Source organism: Halodesulfovibrio marinisediminis DSM 17456 (assembly GCF_900129975.1).
GTDB lineage: Bacteria > Desulfobacterota > Desulfovibrionia > Desulfovibrionales > Desulfovibrionaceae > Halodesulfovibrio > Halodesulfovibrio marinisediminis.
This window is the reverse complement of the sequence record NZ_FSRG01000004.1, coordinates 215,992-238,995: the sequence shown is the minus strand read 5'-3', so window position 1 is coordinate 238,995 and position 23,004 is coordinate 215,992. Positions and strand designations below refer to the sequence as shown.

17 protein-coding genes are annotated in these 23,004 nt (G+C 45.5%); 12 read left to right on the top strand and 5 right to left on the bottom strand.

Annotated elements, in window-relative coordinates; genetic code table 11:
- Window positions 1-60: 60 nt before the first annotated feature.
- The 4 genes from BUR09_RS05620 (at window position 61) to BUR09_RS05605 (ending at window position 7,566) form a co-directional block, all read left to right on the top strand.
- On the top strand, window positions 61-2,139 hold the full coding sequence (locus tag BUR09_RS05620; RefSeq protein WP_074215979.1) for a ribonuclease catalytic domain-containing protein: 2,079 nt from the start codon (window positions 61-63) through the stop codon (window positions 2,137-2,139).
- A 76-nt stretch (window positions 2,140-2,215) separates the two neighbouring features.
- Window positions 2,216-2,821 carry a glycerol-3-phosphate 1-O-acyltransferase PlsY gene (plsY, locus tag BUR09_RS05615; protein ID WP_074215978.1) on the top strand — a complete coding sequence of 202 codons (606 nt, stop codon included), beginning with the start codon at window positions 2,216-2,218 and terminating at the stop codon, window positions 2,819-2,821.
- Window positions 2,821-4,272 carry a threonine synthase gene (gene thrC, locus BUR09_RS05610; protein ID WP_074215977.1) on the top strand — a complete coding sequence of 484 codons (1,452 nt, stop codon included), beginning with the start codon at window positions 2,821-2,823 and terminating at the stop codon, window positions 4,270-4,272. The genes plsY and thrC overlap by 1 nt, the downstream gene beginning before the upstream one ends.
- Window positions 4,273-4,695: 423 nt before the next feature.
- Entirely contained in the window at window positions 4,696-7,566 is a 2,871-nt protein-coding gene (locus tag BUR09_RS05605) for a ComEC/Rec2 family competence protein (protein WP_074215976.1), read from the top strand.
- Between the two features lie 394 nt (window positions 7,567-7,960).
- Here BUR09_RS05605 and BUR09_RS05600 read toward each other — a convergent pair whose 3' ends face one another.
- The gene (locus BUR09_RS05600; RefSeq protein WP_074215975.1) at window positions 7,961-8,320 is read right to left on the bottom strand and encodes a response regulator; all 360 of its coding nucleotides are present in this window, start codon (window positions 8,318-8,320) and stop codon (window positions 7,961-7,963) included.
- Window positions 8,321-8,847: 527 nt separating this feature from the next.
- Here BUR09_RS05600 and BUR09_RS05595 point away from each other — a divergent pair.
- Together BUR09_RS05595 and BUR09_RS05590 are read left to right on the top strand one after the other, a co-directional pair.
- Complete coding sequence (locus BUR09_RS05595; protein WP_074215974.1) at window positions 8,848-9,078, top strand: ubiquitin family protein; 231 nt, start codon at window positions 8,848-8,850, stop codon at window positions 9,076-9,078.
- 98 nt (window positions 9,079-9,176) lie between these two features.
- Window positions 9,177-10,085: an ATP-binding protein gene (locus tag BUR09_RS05590; RefSeq protein ID WP_074215973.1), complete on the top strand. Its 909-nt coding sequence runs from the start codon at window positions 9,177-9,179 to the stop codon at window positions 10,083-10,085.
- A 302-nt stretch (window positions 10,086-10,387) separates the two neighbouring features.
- Here BUR09_RS05590 and BUR09_RS05585 read toward each other — a convergent pair whose 3' ends face one another.
- Complete coding sequence (locus tag BUR09_RS05585) at window positions 10,388-12,190, bottom strand: lysophospholipid acyltransferase family protein (RefSeq protein WP_074215972.1); 1,803 nt, start codon at window positions 12,188-12,190, stop codon at window positions 10,388-10,390.
- A gap of 533 nt (window positions 12,191-12,723) precedes the next feature.
- Between BUR09_RS05585 and BUR09_RS05580 the strand changes: the two genes are divergently transcribed.
- Together BUR09_RS05580 and BUR09_RS05575 are read left to right on the top strand one after the other, a co-directional pair.
- Window positions 12,724-14,904: a glutamine synthetase III family protein gene (locus BUR09_RS05580; RefSeq protein ID WP_074215971.1), complete on the top strand. Its 2,181-nt coding sequence runs from the start codon at window positions 12,724-12,726 to the stop codon at window positions 14,902-14,904.
- Between the two features lie 327 nt (window positions 14,905-15,231).
- Window positions 15,232-16,581 (top strand): glutamine synthetase family protein, encoded by a 1,350-nt coding sequence (locus tag BUR09_RS05575; protein WP_074215970.1) that lies wholly within the window; start codon window positions 15,232-15,234, stop codon window positions 16,579-16,581.
- A 124-nt stretch (window positions 16,582-16,705) separates the two neighbouring features.
- Here the strand turns inward: BUR09_RS05575 and BUR09_RS05570 are convergent, their stop codons facing one another.
- Window positions 16,706-17,017, bottom strand: coding sequence for a hypothetical protein (locus BUR09_RS05570; RefSeq protein WP_074215969.1), 312 nt, complete (start codon window positions 17,015-17,017; stop codon window positions 16,706-16,708).
- A gap of 324 nt (window positions 17,018-17,341) precedes the next feature.
- Between BUR09_RS05570 and BUR09_RS05565 the strand changes: the two genes are divergently transcribed.
- Window positions 17,342-17,752, top strand: coding sequence for a DUF523 domain-containing protein (locus BUR09_RS05565; protein WP_074215968.1), 411 nt, complete (start codon window positions 17,342-17,344; stop codon window positions 17,750-17,752).
- A 795-nt stretch (window positions 17,753-18,547) separates the two neighbouring features.
- Window positions 18,548-19,120, top strand: a complete 573-nt coding sequence (locus tag BUR09_RS05560) for a DinB family protein (RefSeq protein WP_084539351.1) — start codon at window positions 18,548-18,550, stop codon at window positions 19,118-19,120.
- Window positions 19,121-19,218: 98 nt separating this feature from the next.
- On the opposite strand, the gene BUR09_RS05555 is transcribed toward BUR09_RS05560, so the two are convergent.
- The gene (locus BUR09_RS05555; RefSeq protein ID WP_084539350.1) at window positions 19,219-19,584 is read right to left on the bottom strand and encodes a diacylglycerol kinase; all 366 of its coding nucleotides are present in this window, start codon (window positions 19,582-19,584) and stop codon (window positions 19,219-19,221) included.
- A 286-nt stretch (window positions 19,585-19,870) separates the two neighbouring features.
- Between BUR09_RS05555 and BUR09_RS05550 the strand changes: the two genes are divergently transcribed.
- Window positions 19,871-20,137 carry a restriction endonuclease gene (locus BUR09_RS05550; protein WP_245796708.1) on the top strand — a complete coding sequence of 89 codons (267 nt, stop codon included), beginning with the start codon at window positions 19,871-19,873 and terminating at the stop codon, window positions 20,135-20,137.
- Between the two features lie 51 nt (window positions 20,138-20,188).
- Here BUR09_RS05550 and BUR09_RS05545 read toward each other — a convergent pair whose 3' ends face one another.
- A complete protein-coding gene (locus tag BUR09_RS05545) occupies window positions 20,189-21,949 on the bottom strand; it encodes a chloride channel protein (RefSeq protein ID WP_074215965.1) in 1,761 nt (586 codons plus the stop codon).
- Window positions 21,950-22,371: 422 nt separating this feature from the next.
- Between BUR09_RS05545 and BUR09_RS05540 the strand changes: the two genes are divergently transcribed.
- A complete protein-coding gene (locus tag BUR09_RS05540; protein WP_074215964.1) occupies window positions 22,372-22,986 on the top strand; it encodes a phosphatase PAP2 family protein in 615 nt (204 codons plus the stop codon).
- Window positions 22,987-23,004: the final 18 nt, after the last annotated feature.

Here is a 23,004-nt window from a genome sequence, read left to right as displayed (position 1 = left end):
ACACACCGCATAGATATGAATGAATTCCGGCATAAGCCGGTATCAACTAAAGCAGGTAATATGAGTTCTTCTTCTCTGGTCCGGTACCCCGGGCCGGGCTGTGTTGTAGAGTTTATGCACGGTAACAAGGCTCAGCAAGGCTGGGTACTTGACGAACAGGGCGGGAAACTACGGCTTCTTACTATCAACAAACGCGAGATGAAGCTTGCTTCCTCACGTGTTCTTCCATGGGCAGGTCCAACATACTCCGGTGAACATTCACGTCAGCAAATTGGTGCGATCTTAGAAGAGCATCGGGCAAAACGTGACGCTATGAGTGCTGAAATTGATGCGCTCGAACTATGGGATTTTGCACAGGGAGAAGTAGATAAAGAATCCATCCAGTGGTTTGCTGAACTCTTATGGGAAGAACCAACCATTGACCAACTTGCTGCCCTTGGCAGCGCAATGCTTGCCTGCAAAACACACTTCAAATTCCAACCGCCTGAATTTGAAATCTACACTGCTGAAAAAGTAGAAAAACGTCTTGAAGAAGATCGTAAACGTCTTGAACGAGAAGCGCTCGTCACACAGGGTGTAGGCTTTTTCCGCAGCCTATGGGAAAAACACTCCAAAGGCCGCGCACTCGGAAAAGAACCGGATAATGGTGTTGCAGAACAACTCAAAGACATCATCTTAAGCCGCATGGGCGATCCGGACAGCCACGAGATTGAGCAAGTATGGAAACAACTTGCTAAAGGCCTTCCAGACGATCCACATATGGCGCTGCATCTTGCTCGTGCATGGGACTTAGTGCCTCCACACCATAACTTCTGGCTTGACCGTGCAGCATACGACTGCTCCAACTGCTGGGCAGACGAATTCACAAAAGATGTTCAAGAGATAAAAGACAAGTGCCTTTCTGTTCGTCAAAAACCGGAAGAACGCACCTATATTTCTATCGACGCCGCCACCACCAAAGATATTGATGACGCGTTCAACATCGAACGCCGCGGTGACGGCGGCTATCGCTTACGTATTTCCCTTGCCTGCCCTGCTGTAGCATGGCCGTTCGGCAGCCGTTTCGACAAACATGTGCTGCGTCGAGCCACAAGTGTTTATCTGCCCGAAGGCGATTGCCACATGATGCCAACCGCACTCGGCACCGACTTTTTCAGCCTTCACGCAAAAGAAGACCGTCCGTCGCTCGTTCTTGACATTGAATGCAGTAACACAGGTGAATTAGAGCGTTGTACTCCGGTTCCTGTATGGGTTAATCTTGCAGCAAACCTGACCTACATTGACTCTGAAGCAGTCCTTAACGGTAGTGGCGCAGACACTCCTGCCGCTGTATTTACAGAGCAGATTAAGGTTGCTGCAGAACTTAGCGACAAGCTTCAGGAACAGCGCATTACCAATGGTGCTGTAATCATCGAACGAAACGATCCAAAGGTTAAACTTTCTGGAGAAGGAAGCGATATCAAAGTAGATATTGTTTCTGCGGATGAAACTCCACAGGCCATGAAGCTTGTAAGTGAAATGATGATTCTTGCGAACTCCGGCGTCGCTTTGTGGGCAAAAGAGCACGGCATTCCTCTGCTGCACAGAACACAGGACGTAGCAGTACCAAAAGAATATGTAGGTGTATGGAGCGAACCGCACGACATCGCACGTGTTGTAAAAGCGCTGTCTTCTGCAATTCTTGAGATAACTCCGAGACCACACAGAGGTATCGGTGTGAATGCCTACAGTCCGATCACTTCTCCGCTGAGACGCTACCCTGACCTTGTCAACGTGGCACAAGTAATACACTATACTGCTACCGGTGAAGCACAGTGGTCGCGTGATGAAATCACCGCCATGCTTCCTCTACTGAATGCCCGCCTTGATTCTGTAGGACAAATTCAGCGTTTCCGCCCTCGTTACTGGAAGCTCTTATACTTCAAGCAACAGGGTGACAAAGTATGGCGTGACGCAATTGTTACTGAAGAAAACGATGCCTTCGTGACGGTTTCTTTACCGAACGAGCAAATTTTTGTACGTGGCAGACGTAAGTCATTTGGCGATAAGGTGAATCCGGGGCAACAATTTATGGTTCGCATCGGCAAGGTTCACCCTTTAAATAACGAAATCCAAATTCTGGATGCAATGGAATGTTAACAACCTGTTCTGTAGCTACACACAACTGTAGGTAGCAAGACGCAGGTATTGATTAGCTATCGCAAGGAGAGTGAACATGCTGGCAAAACTTCTCTGGCTTGGTATCGCGTACATTATGGGTTCCATCCCGTTTGGTCTGGTTATCGCTAAAGCTACCTGCGGAATCGATCCACGACTTGATGGCAGTAAAAACGTTGGCGCAACCAACGTAGCCCGTCTTTGTGGCTTTAAGTTCGGCGTTGCAACTCTGATATGTGACCTTCTTAAAGGCGCAATTCCGGTAGCAATCGCATTTACCATCAGTCACAACTGGTTATTTTTAAGCCTTGTTGCCCTTGCAGCCCTCATGGGACATGTACGTTCCTGCTTCCTTGATTTTAAAGGTGGCAAAGCTGTAGCAACAACTGTTGGCGTTTTTATTCCGCTGGCATTTTACCCGATGCTTTTTAGCTGCATTGCCAGTGCATTTGTAATCTGGCGCTCCGGTTATGTGTCTTTGGGTTCACTTACACTCGTAGTAACCCTTCCTATATTCCTGTTCCTGTCCGGTCATTGGTCCTTTATTCCTTTGGCTCTCGTAGTGCTTGCACTCGTATTCTGGACTCATAGAGAAAACATCGGTCGCCTCTCTCGCGGCGAAGAAAAATCGTGGCTTAAAAAGAAGCACGAGGAACAAGCATAATGAAAAACGCATCAGTATTCCCTGAATATCGGGGAGAGATGGAATACTACTGTCTTGGTTGTGGAAAACACTTCGGCATCGAAGAACTTTTGTACACCTGCCCAGAGTGTGGCGGCGTATTCCTGCTCGACAACCTCGACTTTGAAAAACTTTCCGAACGTACCGGTGAAGAATGGCGCGAACTGTTCGACACCCGTGCAGCTTCCAAGAACTCCGCACTGCGCGGCATCTTCCGTTTCTACGAATTGATGGCACCAGTTCTTGAAGAAGAAGACATCGTCTACTTAGGTGAAGGTAACACGCCTATCGTAGAAGCGAACGACCACCTTGCTGAAAAAACAGGTATTCGTTTTGCTTTCAAAAACGATGGTCAGAACCCAAGTGCGTCTTTTAAAGACCGCGGCATGGCGTGTGCTTTTGCCTACTTAAAAGCCCTCGTACGCAAACACGGCTGGGACGATGTTCTTACCGTATGTGCATCCACAGGTGACACATCCGCAGCAGCGGCTCTGTACGCCTCACACATCGGCTCTCCGCTCAAGTCTGCAGTACTCCTGCCACACGGCAAAGTTACCCCGCAGCAGCTTTCTCAGCCTCTTGGTTCCGGTGCGACCGTACTGGAAATCCCAGGGGTATTTGATGACTGCATGAAGGTTGTAGAAAACCTTGCAGAAAACTACCGTGTTGCCCTGCTCAACTCCAAAAACAGCTGGCGCATTCTCGGTCAGGAATCCTACGCATTCGAAATTGCGCAGTGGTATGACTGGGATCTCAAAGGTAAATGCGTATTCGTACCAGTAGGTAACGCAGGTAACATCACCGCTGTTATGGGCGGGTTCCTCAAACTGCATCGCCTTGGCATCATCGAAGAGCTTCCACGTGTATTCGGTGTGCAGTCTCACCACGCAGACCCAGTATACCAGTACTACAGCGTAGAAGACCCTGAAAAACGAGAATACAAGCCGGTTGCGGTTACTCCGTCCGTTGCACAGGCTGCAATGATCGGTAACCCTGTATCCTTCCCACGTGTTAAGCGTTTCGCAGAGCAGTTTGAAGCTATCGGCGGCAAAGGCTCTTTCCAGGTAATACAGGTAACCGAACAGTCCATCATGGATTCCATGATCGAAGCTAACATGAACGGACACATTGCATGTACTCAGGGCGGTGAATGTTACGCAGGCCTCAAACGAGCAAAAGAACTCGGTCTCATCGCTGAAGACGAGTTTGCAATCCTTGATGCTACCGCACATGCGCTCAAGTTCTCCGGCTTCCAGGACATGTACTTCAGCAATAACTTCTCGCCAGAATTCGGTGTACAGCCAGACACTTCTCTTGCAAATGCACCAGAGCTGGTCATTGAAGAATCTGCAAAAGCAGAGCTGGCACCTGAAGCATTCACTGAAGCTGCTGCCAAGACAATTGCCAACAAGCTGGGGCTTCATAGCAAATAGTTTTAGTAATTAATTGGCCGGAGGCAAACCTATATCGATTGCCTCCGGCAACTTAAGAACCCTTTTGAAAAAGGGCTTCTTAAGAATCTCCTAAAACTTTTACTTGCGAGGTCGGCACGTTGTTTGCTCAATCTCGCGGCTTAAGCTCCACAACCTTTAGTAAGCCCCAAAAAGGCTGTTCCACTATTGTTGGGACAGCCTTTTTTATACTATAATTTCTTTGACAATCATTGAACTAGAGCTAGGCAAGACGTTGCAACCACTCAACAAAATGAATAACATCTGATTGCTATAGAAAAAAGTCACGCTGCCATACCAGCCCTAAACACCCCTCAGTTGTAATATGCGTTTTTTTGCATTACCGTTAATAACAATTTTGTAATTAACAACGAGAGCCGCTTAGACCGGGGGATTTTTCGGAAAATGGAACGTACAACACAGCACGACTCAACATCATATCCCTCTTTACTCACATGGCACTGGTATCTGCTTGCATGGGGAGCAGGTCTTTGGGGGGCGCGTTACTTCCTGCCTTCGTTGGCAGCCCTTGCCTCTATTATCTTTTTTTACGTACTCACCCGTCTTCTCTCTCACCAGCCCTCTAAAGAGAATATTTCTTCCCCAATACTCGCGACGACACAAAGAATGGTACGCCTCTGTGTAGTTTTTACCATCTTCATATTAGGATTACAGGTTGGTACCGCCACTCTGGCAAAACGCCCTTTTGATATCAGCAAGCCTGAAACACTTCCTCAGATTGTTCTCGATAAGAAGTATACACAGGTTACCGGAACAATACGTGAAGTTATCACGTCGCCAGACCGACGCATAAAATTTATTCTAACAGACGCCAGCTATACGTCAGAAGGGGAAGAAACGCCCATTTCTGGAGACATTGTCTGGACATGGGCAAACCGCAAGGACGCATGGAACAAACAGCAGAAAGCGACTATTACGTCGACTAAAGGGGCAACTAAGCTTCAACCTTCCGCACAAGACACATTTTCTGCATCTGGCAGCTCAACAATTGAGCAGTTGCGCCCTATGGTAGGCGAAACAGTCTCCATTCGGGCCAAGCTGGCACCAATTGTCGGCTTTCGAAACAAAAGTCTCTGGAACAGTGGTGACTACTGGCAAAACCGTGGGATCTTCTGGCGCATATACACATGGGGTGACAAATCTATCCCCACCCGTTCTGGTAACGTTTCATTTTGGACGTTATGGCGAGAAAAAATGCGATTCCACGTCTCTCAACAGCTTAAAGAGCTTGAACACACAAGTGCCATACAAAAACTTTCATCCGTATTCGATGCAAACGCACTGAATGATGCGCTGGATATTATCCCAGCCTTACTCTTCGGCGATAAATACAATCTTTCAAGCAAGCGTTACACCCAGCTTTCACACGCCTCGCTTTCACATTCATTTGCTCTTTCGGGAATGCATCTGGCGATTGTCGCCTTAAGTATTTCATTCTTACTTACGCTCTGTGTACGCCAAGCCAACATTTACGAACTCATCAGCCGTCCTAAACTGTTTGCTCTGGGAATACTTCCTGCTGCAGCTGTGTACGTCTGGATTGGCGGCGGTTCTCCCTCGTTGGTACGGGCATTCATCATGCTATGTTGCTGGTGCGTTCTACTGCTGTTCAACCGTCCCAAGGTCTTTATGGACGGACTATTCTGGGCGATTGCCATCATGACAATAGCCGACCCGCTTATCGTTTTTGATCTACGCCTACAGCTTTCAGCGTTAGCAATCGTGGCTATGATCATTGCTTTGCCCATGCTCTCAGTACTGAAAGAATATCTACTGCCTAAGAAAACAACCCGTTTTCAACGCATCAAACGGGCTATGTTCGATATCCTAGTCATATCCATTGCAATTCAACTTGTATTGCTCCCAGTAACGATCTGGAACTTTAATGAGCTATCCTTATGGAATGTACTGAACGTCCTGTGGCTACCGCTTCTAGGGATGGTCATCATGCCGGTATTACTTCTCGGCCTTATTACAGCCTGCATAAGCATGGCTCTTCCAGTTGTTGCTCCTATCTCTGAAGCATTCTTTGCCGTTGCTGCCGTACCAGTGACAGTTCTATTCGCCTTCCTTGATGACATGGATAAAGCAGGATTCCTACGGCCTATCATTATGAACCGCCCGCATTGGATTGAAATTTTTGCATGGTACGGGTGCATCGTATCAGCCCTCGTCTGGTGGAAAATTGAAGGCAAAGAAGTCATGCAAGCACTCTATACATCTCTGAGTGAAGGCGCTCCGACATGGGAAAACAAGTTGTTTACGGCTGTTGGTCTCCCACTGATAGGTGATGATATCGAGCAACGAGAAACTGAGCCACCATTCGTAATGCGCAACATTGAGGACTCTACTCATTGCGCTGGCAAAGGTATTATTCAATGCAAACAGAGTACACGCAGCGCTCTCTCGCGCTGGGCTGCTCGTTTAGCTTTGTCGTGCTTCGTGCTGTTGCTATTCATTCCTGATGCTCTGCACGCTTACAAAGGAAAGCATAGAACTCGGCTGAATGTTCTCGACGTAGGTCAAGGGCAATCCCTGCTTCTTACCTTTCCTAATGACAAACGTATGCTCATTGATGGAGGAGGATTCCCTTCACGCACCTTTGATGTAGGGCACGCAATCATAATGCCGTGCATTACGCGTCAACACGACGCAGCCTTGCAATGGGTCATATCTACACATCCAGATGCAGACCATCTTCGCGGGCTGTTTTACCCGATCAAATACGCAGATGTGAAAGGATATTTTGCAGCAGAAGCTACTCCAGAGGGGTGGAACAAAAAACAGCTTACCCAAGCTCTCGCTAGCGCAGGATTAAAGAAACAAGTCCTGTCAGCTGGAGATGTACTCACCATCTCGGAAAATCTTGAGCTTGAGGTGCTGCACCCCAATGAAAATTCGCAACTTGATGGAAACAACAAATCGCTAGTGCTCCGCCTTGTACGCCACAGCGGGACTGGAAGAAAAGGACTAGCACTGATTACAGGTGATATTGAGCTGAAAGGTATTCAGGAACTCATGGAGTCAAAAGTAGATTTGCGTGCTGACATACTCATCCTGCCACATCACGGTTCAGAGTCCAGTTATTCACCTACGTTTTATGACGCGGTAAATCCAAAAATTGCTATTGTCTCATGCGGTTTTTTGAACAAATACAAATTCCCCTCATCCACAGTAATGAATGAATTACACCGCAAAGGAATACAAACTGTTACGACAGCACAAAAAGGTGAAGTAGAACTCTTTCTAAAGTAGGCCAACTTATTAGAATAGAATTATTTTGACATTAGAAGGTGTTAGATAGCATTAGATTGATTATTTTTCGCAAAATAACGCTAAAAGAACTTGTGGAATATAGGCGATATGGTAGGAAAAAAGAAAGCATACTGGCTGGTTGGTAGCAAACCGAACACTACCCCTCGGAGTTATCAGCTACCAAGATGCTGCAGGAAATAGGTTCGGATATTATCCGGACATGCGGCGGCCCCATTCCGCTTAAAAAACAGGGCCGCTACACACATTATCCTGATGCTGAAGAGTGACCAGCTCTAGCAGCAAGTCCCTGAAGGATGACCCCCTTCAAGAGACAATATCTCAAAAAGGGCACGCGAAAGCGTGTCCTTTTTAATTCGGAATCAAAAAAATAATGCTATTCGAAGAAACTTGCAACCTTCGCTTTCAACTCCGTCAAATCTACAGATTTCACAACGTAACAATCTGCAGCAATCGACTTCATATCATGCTGAAAGCTGTCGTATGCTGTACTCAAGATAACAGGCAACGTTGCATGCGTTGTCCGGATCTCCTGCAATAAATCTAATCCGGTAACCTGTTGATTAAGCCTGATATCCAACACAACAACATCCGGACCTTCTCGAGCGAGCACATCCAGAATAGGTTCAGAACCATCAGAAAGCGCTACTTTGTAGCCGTCCTCTTCAAACGCGTCTTTGTATAACAGACGAATATTCTCTTCATCATCCACGATCAACACTTTTTTATCAGCCATATCATTCTCCCCCGAAACGGAAAAAAAGAACAATTCTCTACAAGGTAATCTCTTGTAGAGGCTGATTATGCAATGATTAAAACTTTGCAGGGAAATCATAGCAAAAGAATGAAGAGCGGGCTCGTCCCTTCAAATAATACCGCGTATACTTGTCATACACTGAAAACAAATGCAACGACATTCATAACCGCTTAATTAGAATGTATAACCTTAAAAAAACGTGGAGGTATTTTCTCAAACTCTGCAGTACGTTTCAACTCTACTTCAACGTCTGCCTATACAACAACACATAAAAGCTATAACACATTGAATTAAAAGCAACATAATGTCATCAACCACTGACTTCGCAACTTCTTGTCATGTTGTCGAAAATAAGTAATGTATGCACGGACTGTCGAGTAACTGTTTTGCACCAATGTAACTATTACAGCGACAGCTGCACAACGCTTATGGTTTAATGCAAACTCATGCCTCGGCTCATAAGAGGCAGGAGCCACTCAATAACTCTACCAACTTGGATATTCATAATGCCTGAAGAAAAAGTTGTTTACACCAGACCGTATGGAGTCACAGTAACACTCCAGCCACAAAACGAAACTCGAACACTTAAGGCTCGTTCTGTGCGCCAACTTTTAAACATTATTAAAGTAAGTCCAACCACTGTGCTTGTTATCCGCAACAAAGAATTACTTACACCAGACAGAAAGCTTTTTCACGGCGACGAAATTATCGTCCGCACCGTTGTATCCAGCGGCTAGCAGGCATTCGCTTGCGCAAAGCGCAGTGACTTCCCCCGACCTCATGCTTCGGCGTCAGTTCACCAAGACGCCGCATATATCTATAAGGAAAACACAGAATGAAATGTAAAGTATGTAAAGCAACTGCGGTTGTTTCACTTCCCAGCCACAATACCGGCTTTTGCGCTGACTGTTTTATGTCTTTCTACGAACGCTCTGTAGAACGCAGCATCCGTCGTCAAAAGCTGTTCACATTCGAAGATAAAATTCTCGTAGCCCTTTCTGGCGGTAAAGACTCCCTTGCCTGTGCGCTCGTACTAAAGAAGCTCGGCTATCAAGTTCACGGCCTGCACATCGATCTCGCAATTCCAGAAAGCTCAGCAGCTGCACGCGGTGTTGTTGAACGCTTCTGCGCAACACACGACATCCCACTCATTGTAAAAGAGATGGAAGAAGAAGATCTTCAGATCCCGCGTGTTAAAAAAGTTCTTTCCCGCTCCGTTTGTTCTGCATGCGGTCGAATCAAACGTTACTTCTTCAACAAAGTTGCCATGGATGAAGGCTTTACCGCCCTCGCCACAGGTCACAACCTTGATGACGAAATTGCACGACTTTTCTCAAACACCCTTCGTTGGGATATTCCACACCTCAGCGACCAAGGCCCACTGTTGGAAGCAGAAAACGGCTTTGCCCGCAAAGTACGTCCGCTCTTCCGCCTTACTGAATTTGAAAACGCAAACTACGCGTTCCTTAATGATCTGGAATACCATTACGCACCATGTCCATATTCTCCAGGCGCGACTTCCACAGCGTACAAAAAGCTCTGGAACCAGCTTGAAGAAGATATGCCGGGACGTAAGCTTGCATTTTACACAGCATTCCTCGCTCATGGCCGCGAGCCATTCCGTCAGTTCGAAAAAGAGGAAGGCACCAAGCCAGTACCTTGCGAACGTTGCGGATACCCGACATCAGCTGGCATCTGTGGCGTATGTCGCACCCGTGATGCTGTAGCTGCTGACAGCGAATAAACTTAACCAGCTAGGAGCTTTCGGCGAAGCTGCGACGCTTGTTTCCGACGGCTTACGAGCCCTGTTACGTCGTCGCTATCTGTAATATCTCGTTCCTTGAAAACAGCTACCGCTTAAAAAAAAGGCTTTAGAATCTCCTAAAACTTTTGCTTGCGAGTTTAGCCTGTTTCTTACAGACCATCCGGCTTATGCTCCACTACCTTTCATCGAATAAAAAAAGGGCTGTCCTAACTATGTAGGACAGCCCTTTTATTTAGCGAAGTCTTAAGTCGCCAAAGACAAAAAGCACGCCGAGCGCCCTCCTAAGATGACTTTTCAGCTCCCTCAAAAGATTCAAGTAACTGCACAGCCTCCTTATCACCGAGGTAACGCTTGAGCATACGCAACGGTGTTTCAGAAAGGTCAATCATAAGAAATGCATCAAGACTTCCGAAGGCAGTATCAACATGAAACGCACCAATTTTACCTGCAAGGCGAAGGTAGTGCTTAAAAAGAATCGGCATAGTTCTGCCATCTTCCATATCACGTACGAGACCGTTGAGACCGGTGAAGCTGAGGTCTGCGATATTGAACGCTGACGGAATACCTTTCGGGAGTTTGAGCTTAGGAGTTTTTTTGCCTGCTACGAGACTAGAAAGCTCTGTGTCGATATGATGCTCTTTCAGATAGTCCACAGCTGTCATGAGCGTAAATGGATTAAATTCGAGCGGCAAACTACATGGCCCAAACAGATAACGTGTACCAGGACGGCGAAGGATATACTGTCCGATCCCTTTCCAAAGCAACATCAACGGACTGTAGTCCTTCTGATATTCTGGATGTACAATAGCACGACCGAGCTCTACTGCATGTTCAAAACGGGAGAAAAACTCCGGTTTAAATTTAAACAGCGTGCTGCAGTACATACCTTTCACGCCGCTTCTTGGAACGATATTGTCAGTGCAACCGAGACGGTACGCTCCAGCAATACACTCTTTATTATCGTCCCATAAGATAAGATGGTCATATTCATAATCGTAAGTATCGAGATCAAGATCGAGACCTGTACCTTCCCCGACAGGACGGAAGGTTAATTCACGCAGGCGGCCAAGATCGTGCAACATGTTCGGAATCTGGAATGCTTGAGCTTCGAATACGGTAAACCCGTTTTCATTTACTAAGATTTGCTCTTTCGGAAGATTTTCGATTTCTCTCAGAAGCGAATCATGCGGACGAGCTTCTGCAATTTCCATCTGATCTTTTTCTTTTTTGAATGGTATAAAAAATTTCTTGGAAGAAGGACGCTTTGCAAGTGAATAGCTACGTACACGCAGGTAGTTTGTCACATCATCTTCTGTTGCAAAGGTCTTCAGCATGCTTGACGGGATAATATTCCCCACGCTGTAGGTAATTTTCTTATTCCGTTTGTTATAAAGCTGTGCAGGAAGCAATGCTGTGCGTGCAAGAGGATGCACCATGCCCATCATATTAAAGAACAGGCTATTACGTCCATGGAAATAGAGAGGAAGAACATCTGCATTAGTTTTGCGGATAATTCGCGCTACGTTTCGGTTCCAAACAGGATCAACAATACCACCCAGTTTAGGTTGAAGGTGGGAAACTTCTCCAGCAGGGAACACCACAAGGCTTCCACCTTCTGAAACATGGGAAATGGCATTACGAAGTCCACGGACATTAGCACGACGAGCCTCTTTGGTATCAAAAGGATTTACTTCAATCATGCATGGACGCAGCTCTGGCATGACTCCAAGTAAGAAATTCGCAAGGAACTTACACTCAGGACGTAATGGCAACATTTCTGCCATGAGCCCCAGTCCTTCAATACCGCCAAATGGATGGTTGGAAACGATAACAAGCGGCTTATCCAGCGGTATATCGCTCAGCCCTCTGCCCAGAGCCTCCATCTTTACATTTAAGATCTCCAATCCATTCTGACAAAAATCAAGGGGATTTTCTCGCCGGGAGATGCTGTCGTACACATTAAACAACCCATCTACACGAGTCATGTGCATCAATGGCTTTTTGATCGGTGCCAACACCTTCTTAACCTTAGGCGGAATAAAATCTAGATTAATATTTATATCTTCAATACTCCGTCTCATCATGGCCAACCTCTCAGGGCTAAATTCACTTACTACATGTTATGGTTAATGAATGTACTTTCATCGTACACTATATTTCAAAAGATAGTGCATAATAATTACATCAGTTTTTCAGTCACCTATCGGTTTTTTAATAAAAAATCGACTTAAAAAAACTATGATTCCAGCTCATTACTACTTTGGCAAAAAATTTGGGATTGTGATAATTCGATTACAATTGCATAGTGCCCCCGCCCCTTAAAGTAGGTACATACTCACAGAACAGATGTCTTTTTACAAAATTGTTATTCTAATTTCTCCATACAACATTTTTATGGACTCATTTTTGACAATATTGTTAAAACGCGCACTTTCAGCATTGTCTTTCTGACAAAATTGTCATATCTACAACTCAACTTAAATACCTATTTTCTGTAACACACTGTATTTACAGAACTGGCACTATATATGCTTTATATTTACCAACGAAGCATGCAAAAGCCTTACGAGGCATGTACCATTTTATATTGCGCGAATCAGTTTAAAGGAGAGATTTCATGAGTGGATCGTTAGCAAGACTTAACGCCATTTCGGCAGTAAACAAAACAACATCAACAAGTAAGCCTTTAAACTTCCTTGAAGAGAAGCCAACAGACCTGTTTGGCTGTAACGTGTTCAATGACAAAGTCATGCAGGAACACCTTCCTAAGCCTGTGTACAAATCTCTCAAACGCACAATGGAAAATGGCGAGCAGATGGACCCATCCATTGCAGATGCAGTAGCTTCCGCAATGAAAGAGTGGGCCCTCTCCAGAGGTGCGACACATTACACACACGTATTTTACCCGCTGACAGGCCTCACCGCTGAAAAACATGACAGCTTCCTTGAGCCTGACGGCCGTGGCGGTGCGATTGCTCAATTCTCCGGCTCTACCCTTATTCAGGGTGAACCTGATGCCTCCAGCTTCCCTAACGGCGGTTTGCGTACCACTTTTGAAGCGCGCGGCTACACTGCATGGGACATTACAAACCCTGCATACCTTTTAGAAAACGACAACGGGGTATTCCTTTGCATCCCGACAGCGTTTGTTTCTTGGACCGGCGAAGCTCTCGACAAAAAAACTCCGCTTCTTCGTTCAAACCAGGCAATTCACACTCAGACTAGCCGCCTGCTCAAGCTGCTCGGTCACAAAAATTTTGGACGCATTCAGAACTTTGCCGGTGTTGAACAGGAATATTTCCTTGTTGACCGCAACTTCTACTTCGCACGTCCGGACCTCTATCTTGCCGGCCGCACCCTTTTCGGTGCAAAGCCTGCGAAAGGTCAGGAACAGGACGACCATTACTTCGGCACCATTCCTAAACGTGTTCTCGCTTTCATGATCGAAGTTGAACGCGATCTCTACAAACTCGGTGTACCAGTAAAAACCCGTCACAACGAGGTTGCACCTGGTCAGTACGAAATTGCTCCGATGTTTGAGGACTCCAACCTCGCGAATGACCATAACCAGATGATCATGAGCGTATTGAAAAGTGTTGCTAAACGCTACGGTATGGCGTGTCTCATGCACGAAAAACCGTTTGCAGGCATCAACGGTTCCGGTAAACACTTGAACTACTCCATCGGTAATGGCGACTTCGGCAGCCTTTTTGATCCAGGCGAAACTCCGCATGAAAACGCACAGTTCCTGCTTTTCTGTGCAGCGATGATCCGTGCGGTTCACAAAAACGGCCCACTGCTCCGCTCCAGTGTGGCATGCGCTAGCAACGATCACCGTCTTGGCGCTAACGAAGCACCTCCGGCGATCATGTCCATCTTCCTCGGACAGCAGCTTACCGATATTTTTGAGCAGATCAAAAAAGGTGACGAGGTTACCTCTAAAGCAAAAGGCATCCTGCGTGTAGGCGTAGACACTTTGCCGCCACTGCCAATGGACGCAGGTGACCGTAACCGTACAAGCCCATTTGCTTTCACAGGCAACCGTTTTGAGTTCCGTGCAGTTGGCTCCAGCCAGTCAATCGCCGGTGCACAGCTTATACTTAACACTATTCTTGCTGACTCTCTGGATTACATTTCCAACCGTCTTGAGAACCTCATGTACGGTGAGAACTGGGAACTCAACGATGCAGTAACCAAAATTATTCAGGAAATCATTCAGGAGCATGATGCTGTTATATTCAACGGTGACGGCTACTCTTCTGAATGGGCAGTAGAAGCTGAAAAACGCGGTCTTGCTAACCTCCGCACTACTCCTGAAGCACTGCCAGCACTTAACACCGATGAAAGTGTGAAATTATTTGAAAGCTTTGGCGTTCTCTCCAAGCGCGAACTCGATAGCCGTACCTCCATCTTCTTTGAACAGTACGTCAATGCTATTCAGACTGAAGTTGGACTTGCTATCAAAATTTCCCGCACCTCTATCCTTCCTGCTGCAGTTCGCTACCAGACTGAACTTGCCCGCAACTGCTTAAACATGAAGGAACTTGGTCTGGGTTGTGTTCAGGGGCCATTAACTACGCTTACTGAAAACCTGAACGGTCTTGAGTCCGCTGCAAATGAACTCGAAACCATGCTTACTCAGAAACACTCCGACGAGCAGGAGCACGCACAGTTCCTGTGCAACAAAGTACTGCCAGTTATGACAGAACTCCGTGAGTACGCAGACAGACTGGAAGAAATCGTAGCAGACGATCTCTGGCCACTACCTACCTATCAGGAAATGCTGTTCATCAAATAAGTATCTCCACCATGCCGGCCTCCTCTTAGGCAAAGTTACTCCCCTGTCTTGTAAGAGACAGGGGAGTTTTTTTTGTGCTAATAAAATAAGGGATAGAAAAAAAAAACATTATGTGACATTTTTGTAAACAAGGATGCTTTTAACTGCTTGCTATTCATTTGGATGCTGTTTAATGATGCGCCCGTGAATAACAGGGAAGAGCCTTAAAAAACGCAATCATTTTTAAGACAACTCAACGTATCCCCGTAAAAATTGTAGGATTTTTAGGAAACAGGCAAAGATTCCTGTTAGCTAAATCAACAGGCTTGCCTTACTGGGAGGTATTTTGTGAGAGAAGAATATACGGTTTTTAATTGCAAAAACGGTGACGACGTTATCCGTGCAGTAAAAGAACATAACATTAGTTTTGTTCAGTTCTGGTTCGTTGACATATTAGGTACACTTAAAAGTTTTCAGGTGACACCTAAAGAACTGGAAGCAGCTTTTGAAGAAGGTATGGGCTTTGACGGTTCTTCAATCCTCGGCTTCACCCGCATTGAAGAATCCGACATGGTAGCATATCCAGACGCAACCACATTCCAGATTTGCTCATGGCGTCCATTCGACCGTCCGGTAGCTCGCATGTTCTGCGACATCAAAAATCCGGATGGCACTCCATACGAAGGCGATCCACGCTACATCCTGCGCAAGCTCATCGAAAAAGCTGCTCAGAAAGGATACACCTACTATGTAGGACCTGAACTGGAATTTTTCCTCTTTACTGACTCCAAGAACCCGCAGGCTCTCGACTCCGGTGGCTATTTTGACGCGCCACCTCTCGACATGGGCAACGACGTTCGCCGCGAAATCATTTTTGCCTTGGAAAAAATGGGCGTAGATGTTGAATACTCTCACCATGAAGTAGCTCCTTCACAGCACGAAATTGACCTTCGCTACTCCGAAGCTCTCAGAATGGCTGATATCGCCATGACCTATAAGGTGGTCGTAAAAGAAATTGCCCGTAAACACGGTTGTTACGCTACGTTTATGCCTAAGCCGCTCTTCGGTGAAAACGGCTCCGGCATGCATGTACATCAGTCCTTGTTTAAAAACGGCAAAAACGCATTCTTTGATGCAAACGATCCACACAACCTCTCTTCGGAAGCACGCAGCTACATCGCAGGCCTCCTTAAGCACGCTAAGGAATACACTTGTATTACTAACCAATGGGTTAACTCCTACAAGCGTCTGTTACCGGGTTTCGAAGCTCCTGTGTACGTTGCATGGGCACAGTGCAACAGATCATCACTTATCCGCGTGCCATGCTATAAGCCAGGCAAAGAACAGGCCACACGCATTGAATTGCGCAGTCCAGACCCTGCTGCAAACCCTTACCTTTGCTTTGCTGCAACACTTGGTGCCGGCCTTGAGGGCATAGAAAAAGGCTACGAACTTACGGCTGCAGTTGAAGAAAATATCTTTGCAATGGAAACTGAAGACCTCACTGCGAAAGGCATTGAGTCTCTTCCGGGCTCCTTACATGAGGCTGTTACACACTTGAAAGACTCCGAGTTGATGAAGAGCATTCTTGGTGAGCACATGCACTCCAACCTTGTAAAGAACAAATTTATCGAGTGGGACGAATACCGCACCCATGTTTCTGAGTTTGAACTTCGCAAATACCTTCCAATTCTGTAGTCACACGTCATTCAAATAAATAAAGCAGCCGGAGTCTGTTACAGACTCCGGCTGCTTTATTAACGCTTATCGTGTATCTCAATAGACTAGATGAACTGATTCCAAATACAATCTAGCCAGCCTGCTACATATGCCTTCCTCCATTGTGTCCACCGTGGCTACCATGTCCACCGTGCATTCCAAAAAAGTTGCATACAGAATCCCACATAGAAGTAGAATTTGACTTTGCTTTATCTGAAAGCTGGTACATGTGCTGGCCATGCTGACCATTATTTCCATTATACTGCATTGGCATCTCCCCATTGTACCCATTATGTTGCATGTACTGGTTTTGCTGCATTGGCATCTGAGTATTAGACACATTAGCTGCTGCAAATGCCATTGATCCGGTCATAACCATCATTGCTGCTGCAATTACAATAAATTTTTTATTCATAATATACTCCAATAGTTTTTTTCTTGGTTGTATTCCGGATAAAGCAACCAGTATGCCAAGCACTACAACATATTGCTTTTACAAACAGTATATACAATGCCTTTTAAAAGAACTTCTTCCCTGTAAAAAAAGCATACAATCACACGCCAATTTGCTTTTAGTTGCTGTGTAATTTTTACGCATGCGTTCAATTTCCATACACCCCAAACATTTTATAAAATAAAAACAACGTCCTATCCTACGGGGCACAAAGCTCTCTTGTCGCCCTGTACAATGGATGCTAGAGGCATTGCCTAACCGGTATTATTATATGGAGAATGCACAATGGAATACGTTGTAAGCGCCTGTCTGGCAGGCTGTAACTGTAGATATGATGGTGGGAACACTGCAAACGAACACGTTCAACAGCTCATTAGGGAAGGACGTGCGTTACCGTTATGTCCTGAGCAGTTAGGAGGCTTTCCTACTCCACGCACACCTTTTGAGCTAAAAAACGGACGTGCTATATCTAAGGACGGAGTTGATATTACAGAACAGATGCTTCAAGGCGTGGAGGAAGCAACAAAGCTTGTTGAACTGGCTGGCTGCACTAAGGCAATCTTAAAATCCCGTTCTCCATCGTGCGGAGCAGGCATCATTTATGATGGCTCGTTTTCAGGAGTAAAAATTGCAGGAAACGGTCTGTTCGCAGAGCGAATGCTCGCTATGGGACTTGAAGTTACCTGCACAGACTAACATGTGCAGATTTCAATTATGCACATATTTTTTCGAGACTGCACATGTGCAATTTTTGCACACATGAGATTGCACAAATAAATTTTACGAGGTGCAAACTTTGCACATGTTTTTTATGCGCTCCTCCCTCTTCAGCCACAATGTGTTGAATTTTAATACTTTAAAGTTTTGGCACGCTCTATGCTTATATAGAATCAAACAGCATAGAGAACGCAAGTAACATTGCAAACAAAGCTTGCTCTTACAGCATTGTGGCAGATGCAAAAGAGACAGCAATACATACTCCTCGTTAAAAACGTGTTGATACTCAGTCCCCCTCACACACCCCAGGGCAGACTGAACGCCTCGTAGCACAGGCACTTGGTTGTATCCCCCCACACAGATACAACTCAGGGTAAAAAAAGAGGAAATGGTTTATACCTCCTCGCCATTTCCATCAGGTCCCAACGGGGGTTGGTCACTCGACCCCCGTTTACTGAGCAATTAACAGTACCCACTGTTTTTATATATAGAACAACAAGCATACATCACTCATACAAGCCCACATTAATTTCCTCCTTTCGCAAGGCCTCTCCAACTCCCCGACTGATGTCGGGGAGTCCTTTTTTATTCTTCAGCAAGCACTTAAAAAATCAAATAACAATCCATCACCGCTCGCACTCATAAAATACCACATTCCCCTTCGATCATTTCCATAATATTTCCAGATCATTGCTTTCTATCCAACTTCAAACACAAGTATAGCCCCCAGAGAAATCATAGAAGCTATAAAAAGTGGCTGTGTACCATACCAAGATGGAACAGAATCTTTATTATATGATGCACTCAACCCACGACCATAAAACGGAACTGCTTAAGACTCTTTCCTCCCTCAACAAGCAGTACGCGGGTATTTTACGGCGCAAACCACCGGGGGAAGACCGATGGTCACCGATTATGGTGCTTGAACACATCATCCTGACTGAGCGTTCTCTTTTGGGGGGATTACCAAACCCTGAAGACATGGAGCCCCAGCCAAGAACCTTGGCAAATAAAATTTCATACGCCATAGCATCGTATGTATTTAACCTGCAATTGCTTCTGCCGGTACCGGAACTCGACCTGTACCCAAAGGGAGAATATGACATTTATGAACTGACCGAAATGTGGGATGAAAACCACGCCTGGTTACGGTCATTCATTACAGAAGCCCCAAGAGAGTGTCTCAAAGAAAACTATTTCCGACACCAGATTGCAGGCCCCATGAACATAGAACAGGCTATGAGCTTGAACTTGGCTCACATCGTGATGCATGAATTTCATCTTTCACACATTTTTATGGAACTGAACGTCGAAGTCCCACACTTACCGTATGAGCCATCAACATAGCAAAACTAATGCCGGGTGGGACTACCGCCTGAACGCATAAAAAAAGCTCTGCCTCCTGTTTGGAGGCAGAGCTTTTTTGTTCTCTACTCAGACTATTCCTACTGGTACATCATATACAGCCACGCCAGAACATTTGCGACAATGGCCACGCCGACAGCAGCAGAACCAGCATCTTTAGCACGTTTAATAAAATCGTTATTCTCAGGCATTACTAAATCTGCAATATTTTCAATCGCGGAATTGCATAACTCAAAAGCACAGACTATAAGCCACATGCCGGTCAGCAATAATGCAGATGGAAAACCAAAGAAAAACCATGCCACAAGCAGTATTACTGGAATAAGTACAACCTCTTGCCTAAATGCAATTTCAGAACGATACGTGGCAATAAGCCCCTGCATTGTATAGCCTGATGCTTGAAAAAAGTGTGCAACATCTGTTTCGATAAATTTTTTTATAGGCACAGTGCCCCCTGTCCGGTGTTATATCCATGTTTTTTTTATGCAGCATTGCGAAACTATTATGCTATCATAGCTCGCGCTGCACTAAGACAAGCGTTCAAAATATAAGCAAGCTCACACAAGCTTGCTATAATCAATACAGCTTTCATTTACATTACACTGAATTTACATACTGTTTGTATCAAGAATATGCAAACAACTACATATAAGGCGACATATGGCGAAGGTATCACCCAAAAAAGCAATCAGACGTTTTTGTCTCACATGTCAAGGAGGGGCTTCCAAGCGTGTGGAAGACTGCGAAGACGGCACCTGCCTGTTCTACAACCATCGTCTTGGAACTGAACCGGAAACCCCTCAGCGAAGTACAGTGCAACAAATCCGGCAATACTGCCTCATGTGCTCTGACAATAACCGTAAGGAAGTTCGCTCATGCGGTGCCAGAGAAAACTGTGCTCTCTGGTCATTTCGATTCGGTTGTACTCCGAAAACATGGACTCGGGTCAAACGCCGTGTAAACCAACCACGGAAACTCCTTTTACCGGGGCTTGGCTAACGACATAAAAAATCTCTCTTTCTTTTTTGAAAGAGAGATTTTTCGTCTAACCTATGCAGCATCCTGAAGTTGCATTCCGACCACAGATTGATCATATGCAGCCAACACATCTTGTTCCCGCAGGGTGCCTATAAGCTTCCCGTCAACTCCCACCACAGGCAGTTGGCAAATGCCGAACTCCGCCATACGGTGCAACGCCACAAGAACTGTATCATCGCCCCGCGCAGTCTCTATGCACGTTGTTGCAATGTCCTTGGCAATAAGCAGATGATCAAGATACTCCTCGGCAAGAACACTTCGCAGATCCCTAAAAGAAATAATCCCGCTCAACTCACCCTTTTTGTCTACAAGGTGCAAGTACGGAGCATTTTTCATACGGAATGTTTCAAAAACCTGCTTTAACGAAGCACCTTCAAATAAAGCATCCGGTACTGGCTGCATCAGGTCCTTCACTTTATACTTTTTCAAGATATTCTGTTCCATGCCATCTCGTAAATCAACACCTCTACGCATAAGCTTCATTGTATAAATAGAGCCCGGACTAATAGAAGACGCAATGAGCGTACTTATAATACACGTAAGCATAAGTGGTAAGATTATGTGGTAGTTGCTGGTAAGCTCAAAAATAATAAGAATCGCAGTGATAGGTGCATAAGTGGTTCCAGCAACAAGTCCTCCCATCGCTACAAGAGCAAAAACACCGGGGGTCGGCACAACCGCTGGAAAAAGATAATGCACAGCTACACCAAACACACCTCCTGTCATGGCTCCGATAAATAGAGATGGAGCAAAAATACCACCACTCCCACCACTACTAATAGTCAGAGATGTCGCAAATATTTTTAAAAAAATAAGAATAAGCATGGTGCCCCATGCCATTTTATCCATAAGTGACAAGGTAATTGCGCCATAGCCTACCCCCATTATCTGTGGAAACATCAACAGAATTCCGCCTATACAAAGCCCGCCAAGGGCCGCTTTGAGAACAGATGGAATATCCAGCAAGTCCGACAAGTCTTCCATCTTATAAAGAGTCAGAACAAAAAGCACTGCCACCAAAGCAGAAAACACCCCGAGAACAGGGAATAAACCAAGCTCCCAAAATGAACCGAGTTCGTATACAGGAGAAATAAACGCCGGAAAATCACCGAAGTAATGACGAGAAATAGCAGTTGCCGTAACACTGGAAATAACAACTGGTGAAAATGCTGCAAAGCCGAAGTCCCCAAGAAGAATTTCCAGAGCAAAAATGATTCCCGCTACCGGCGCGTTAAAGGTCGCTGCAATGCCAGCTGCGGCACCACATCCCACCAAAATTTTCTGATTTGTTCTGTTTACTTTTAACAGCTGACCAACCGTAGAACCAATGCTGGAACCTATCTGCACAATTGGGCCTTCACGTCCGACCGACCCCCCGGACCCTATACAAATTGCGGATGCAGCAATTTTAACGGCAGCCACTCGTTTACGAATAACGCCGTCACGCAATGCAACAGCCTCCATAACTTCCGGAACACCGTGCCCCTTTGCCTCCGGTGCCCCTTTGGATGTTAAAAAACCCACAATGGCGCCACCAACTGCAGGTGGGAAAAGAATCGCATACCAAGGCAACGTATCGTAGAATTCTAAAAAATCAGATCCGTTTTGATAAAAAAGAACCTGAACAGCATCAATGGCATGACGGAAGACCACAGAGCCGTATCCTGCAAAAACACCAACTCCTAGAGCAAACAAGATCATTGGGGTATGTGCGTTAATCCTAGACGAAACACCAAGCCAGGGACGGGAATTGCACACTTTCTGCTGCGGCATACATCTCCTCCGGTGCTGTAAGTAGAAATTAAGCCAAACATAGCAAAAAGGTACTTTTATTCCTAGGAAATAGACCTTTTTTCTAGAAAGACACCGGACCGCCACCCTCCACGATATCCCTGTTACCGTAGATGCGAACTTAACCTTTCGTTAATCCATTAAATGCTACGATGACAATTCGACACAAAACGGATAATTATCTTTAAGTTCAATTTGGTGGCAAACAGAACCTGCAGCACCGTAGCAACTACTACCTTCGACATTCATTGCCCACTATTCTGTCTATGCTTTTGCCTTGCATTAGATGATTTCAATGAGTAAGAATCTACAACAACTATCAAATTACGTGTTGCCGATACAAACTTTAATAGTGGTGCTCCGACTCTTCTTAATTCGAATATTACTATTGACCAGAGGAACTCATGGCGTTTTCAACTCCTGGATGGGACCTAGCTCTCTTCAAGCTGATAAATATGCAGTGGCGTACAGAGGCATTAGACGTTGTAATGCCTATTCTTTCAGACCGTATCTTAGTGTGGTTTATTGCCATTCCACTTGTTTTACTTGCTGGAGTTAAAACAAAAAAATGGCGCCAACTACTTATCGGAATAGCTCTTGTTGGCGCTGTTGTTGGTGCAACAGATTTAGGAACAAACGTTGTTAAAGATGCTGTAGGAAGAGTGCGTCCGAAAGATGCAATTGCCCAGTCCCATCATTATAACTACAAAAAAGCCACATGGTTTCAACGATCAGCGGATTTTATTCAGAAAGACACCAAAGGTTCTTCCTTTTTTTCCGGTCACGCCGCTAATTCTATGGCAGCAGTTGTGATGGCCATGTTGATCTGGCCTAAGCTCAGATCTTTTCTATGGGTATTACCACTTCTTATCGGGTATTCACGAATCTACCTTGCAAAACACTATCCGGTAGACGTACTTTGCGGATGGATTTTTGGGCTATGCCTCAGCTACATGCTTTGGAAAACCATCCTATATAAATTTGTTCCAAGCTGGGACACAAGATCAGACAAAAAATAATCACACACATAAAAAAAG

Bases quoted from the DNA above. Each gene is read 5' to 3' on its own strand.
- BUR09_RS05620 (WP_074215979.1), top strand. From the start codon at position 61: ATGAGTTCTTCTTCTCTGGTCCGGTACCCCGGGCCGGGCTGTGTTGTA.
- plsY (WP_074215978.1), top strand. From the start codon at position 2,216: ATGCTGGCAAAACTTCTCTGGCTTGGTATCGCGTACATTATGGGTTCC.
- thrC (WP_074215977.1), top strand. From the start codon at position 2,821: ATGAAAAACGCATCAGTATTCCCTGAATATCGGGGAGAGATGGAATAC.
- BUR09_RS05605 (WP_074215976.1), top strand. From the start codon at position 4,696: ATGGAACGTACAACACAGCACGACTCAACATCATATCCCTCTTTACTC.
- BUR09_RS05600 (WP_074215975.1), bottom strand. From the start codon at position 8,320: ATGGCTGATAAAAAAGTGTTGATCGTGGATGATGAAGAGAATATTCGT.
- BUR09_RS05595 (WP_074215974.1), top strand. From the start codon at position 8,848: ATGCCTGAAGAAAAAGTTGTTTACACCAGACCGTATGGAGTCACAGTA.
- BUR09_RS05590 (WP_074215973.1), top strand. From the start codon at position 9,177: ATGAAATGTAAAGTATGTAAAGCAACTGCGGTTGTTTCACTTCCCAGC.
- BUR09_RS05585 (WP_074215972.1), bottom strand. From the start codon at position 12,190: ATGATGAGACGGAGTATTGAAGATATAAATATTAATCTAGATTTTATT.
- BUR09_RS05580 (WP_074215971.1), top strand. From the start codon at position 12,724: ATGAGTGGATCGTTAGCAAGACTTAACGCCATTTCGGCAGTAAACAAA.
- BUR09_RS05570 (WP_074215969.1), bottom strand. From the start codon at position 17,017: ATGAATAAAAAATTTATTGTAATTGCAGCAGCAATGATGGTTATGACC.
- BUR09_RS05565 (WP_074215968.1), top strand. From the start codon at position 17,342: ATGGAATACGTTGTAAGCGCCTGTCTGGCAGGCTGTAACTGTAGATAT.
- BUR09_RS05560 (WP_084539351.1), top strand. From the start codon at position 18,548: ATGGAACAGAATCTTTATTATATGATGCACTCAACCCACGACCATAAA.
- BUR09_RS05545 (WP_074215965.1), bottom strand. From the start codon at position 21,949: ATGCCGCAGCAGAAAGTGTGCAATTCCCGTCCCTGGCTTGGTGTTTCG.
- BUR09_RS05540 (WP_074215964.1), top strand. From the start codon at position 22,372: ATGGCGTTTTCAACTCCTGGATGGGACCTAGCTCTCTTCAAGCTGATA.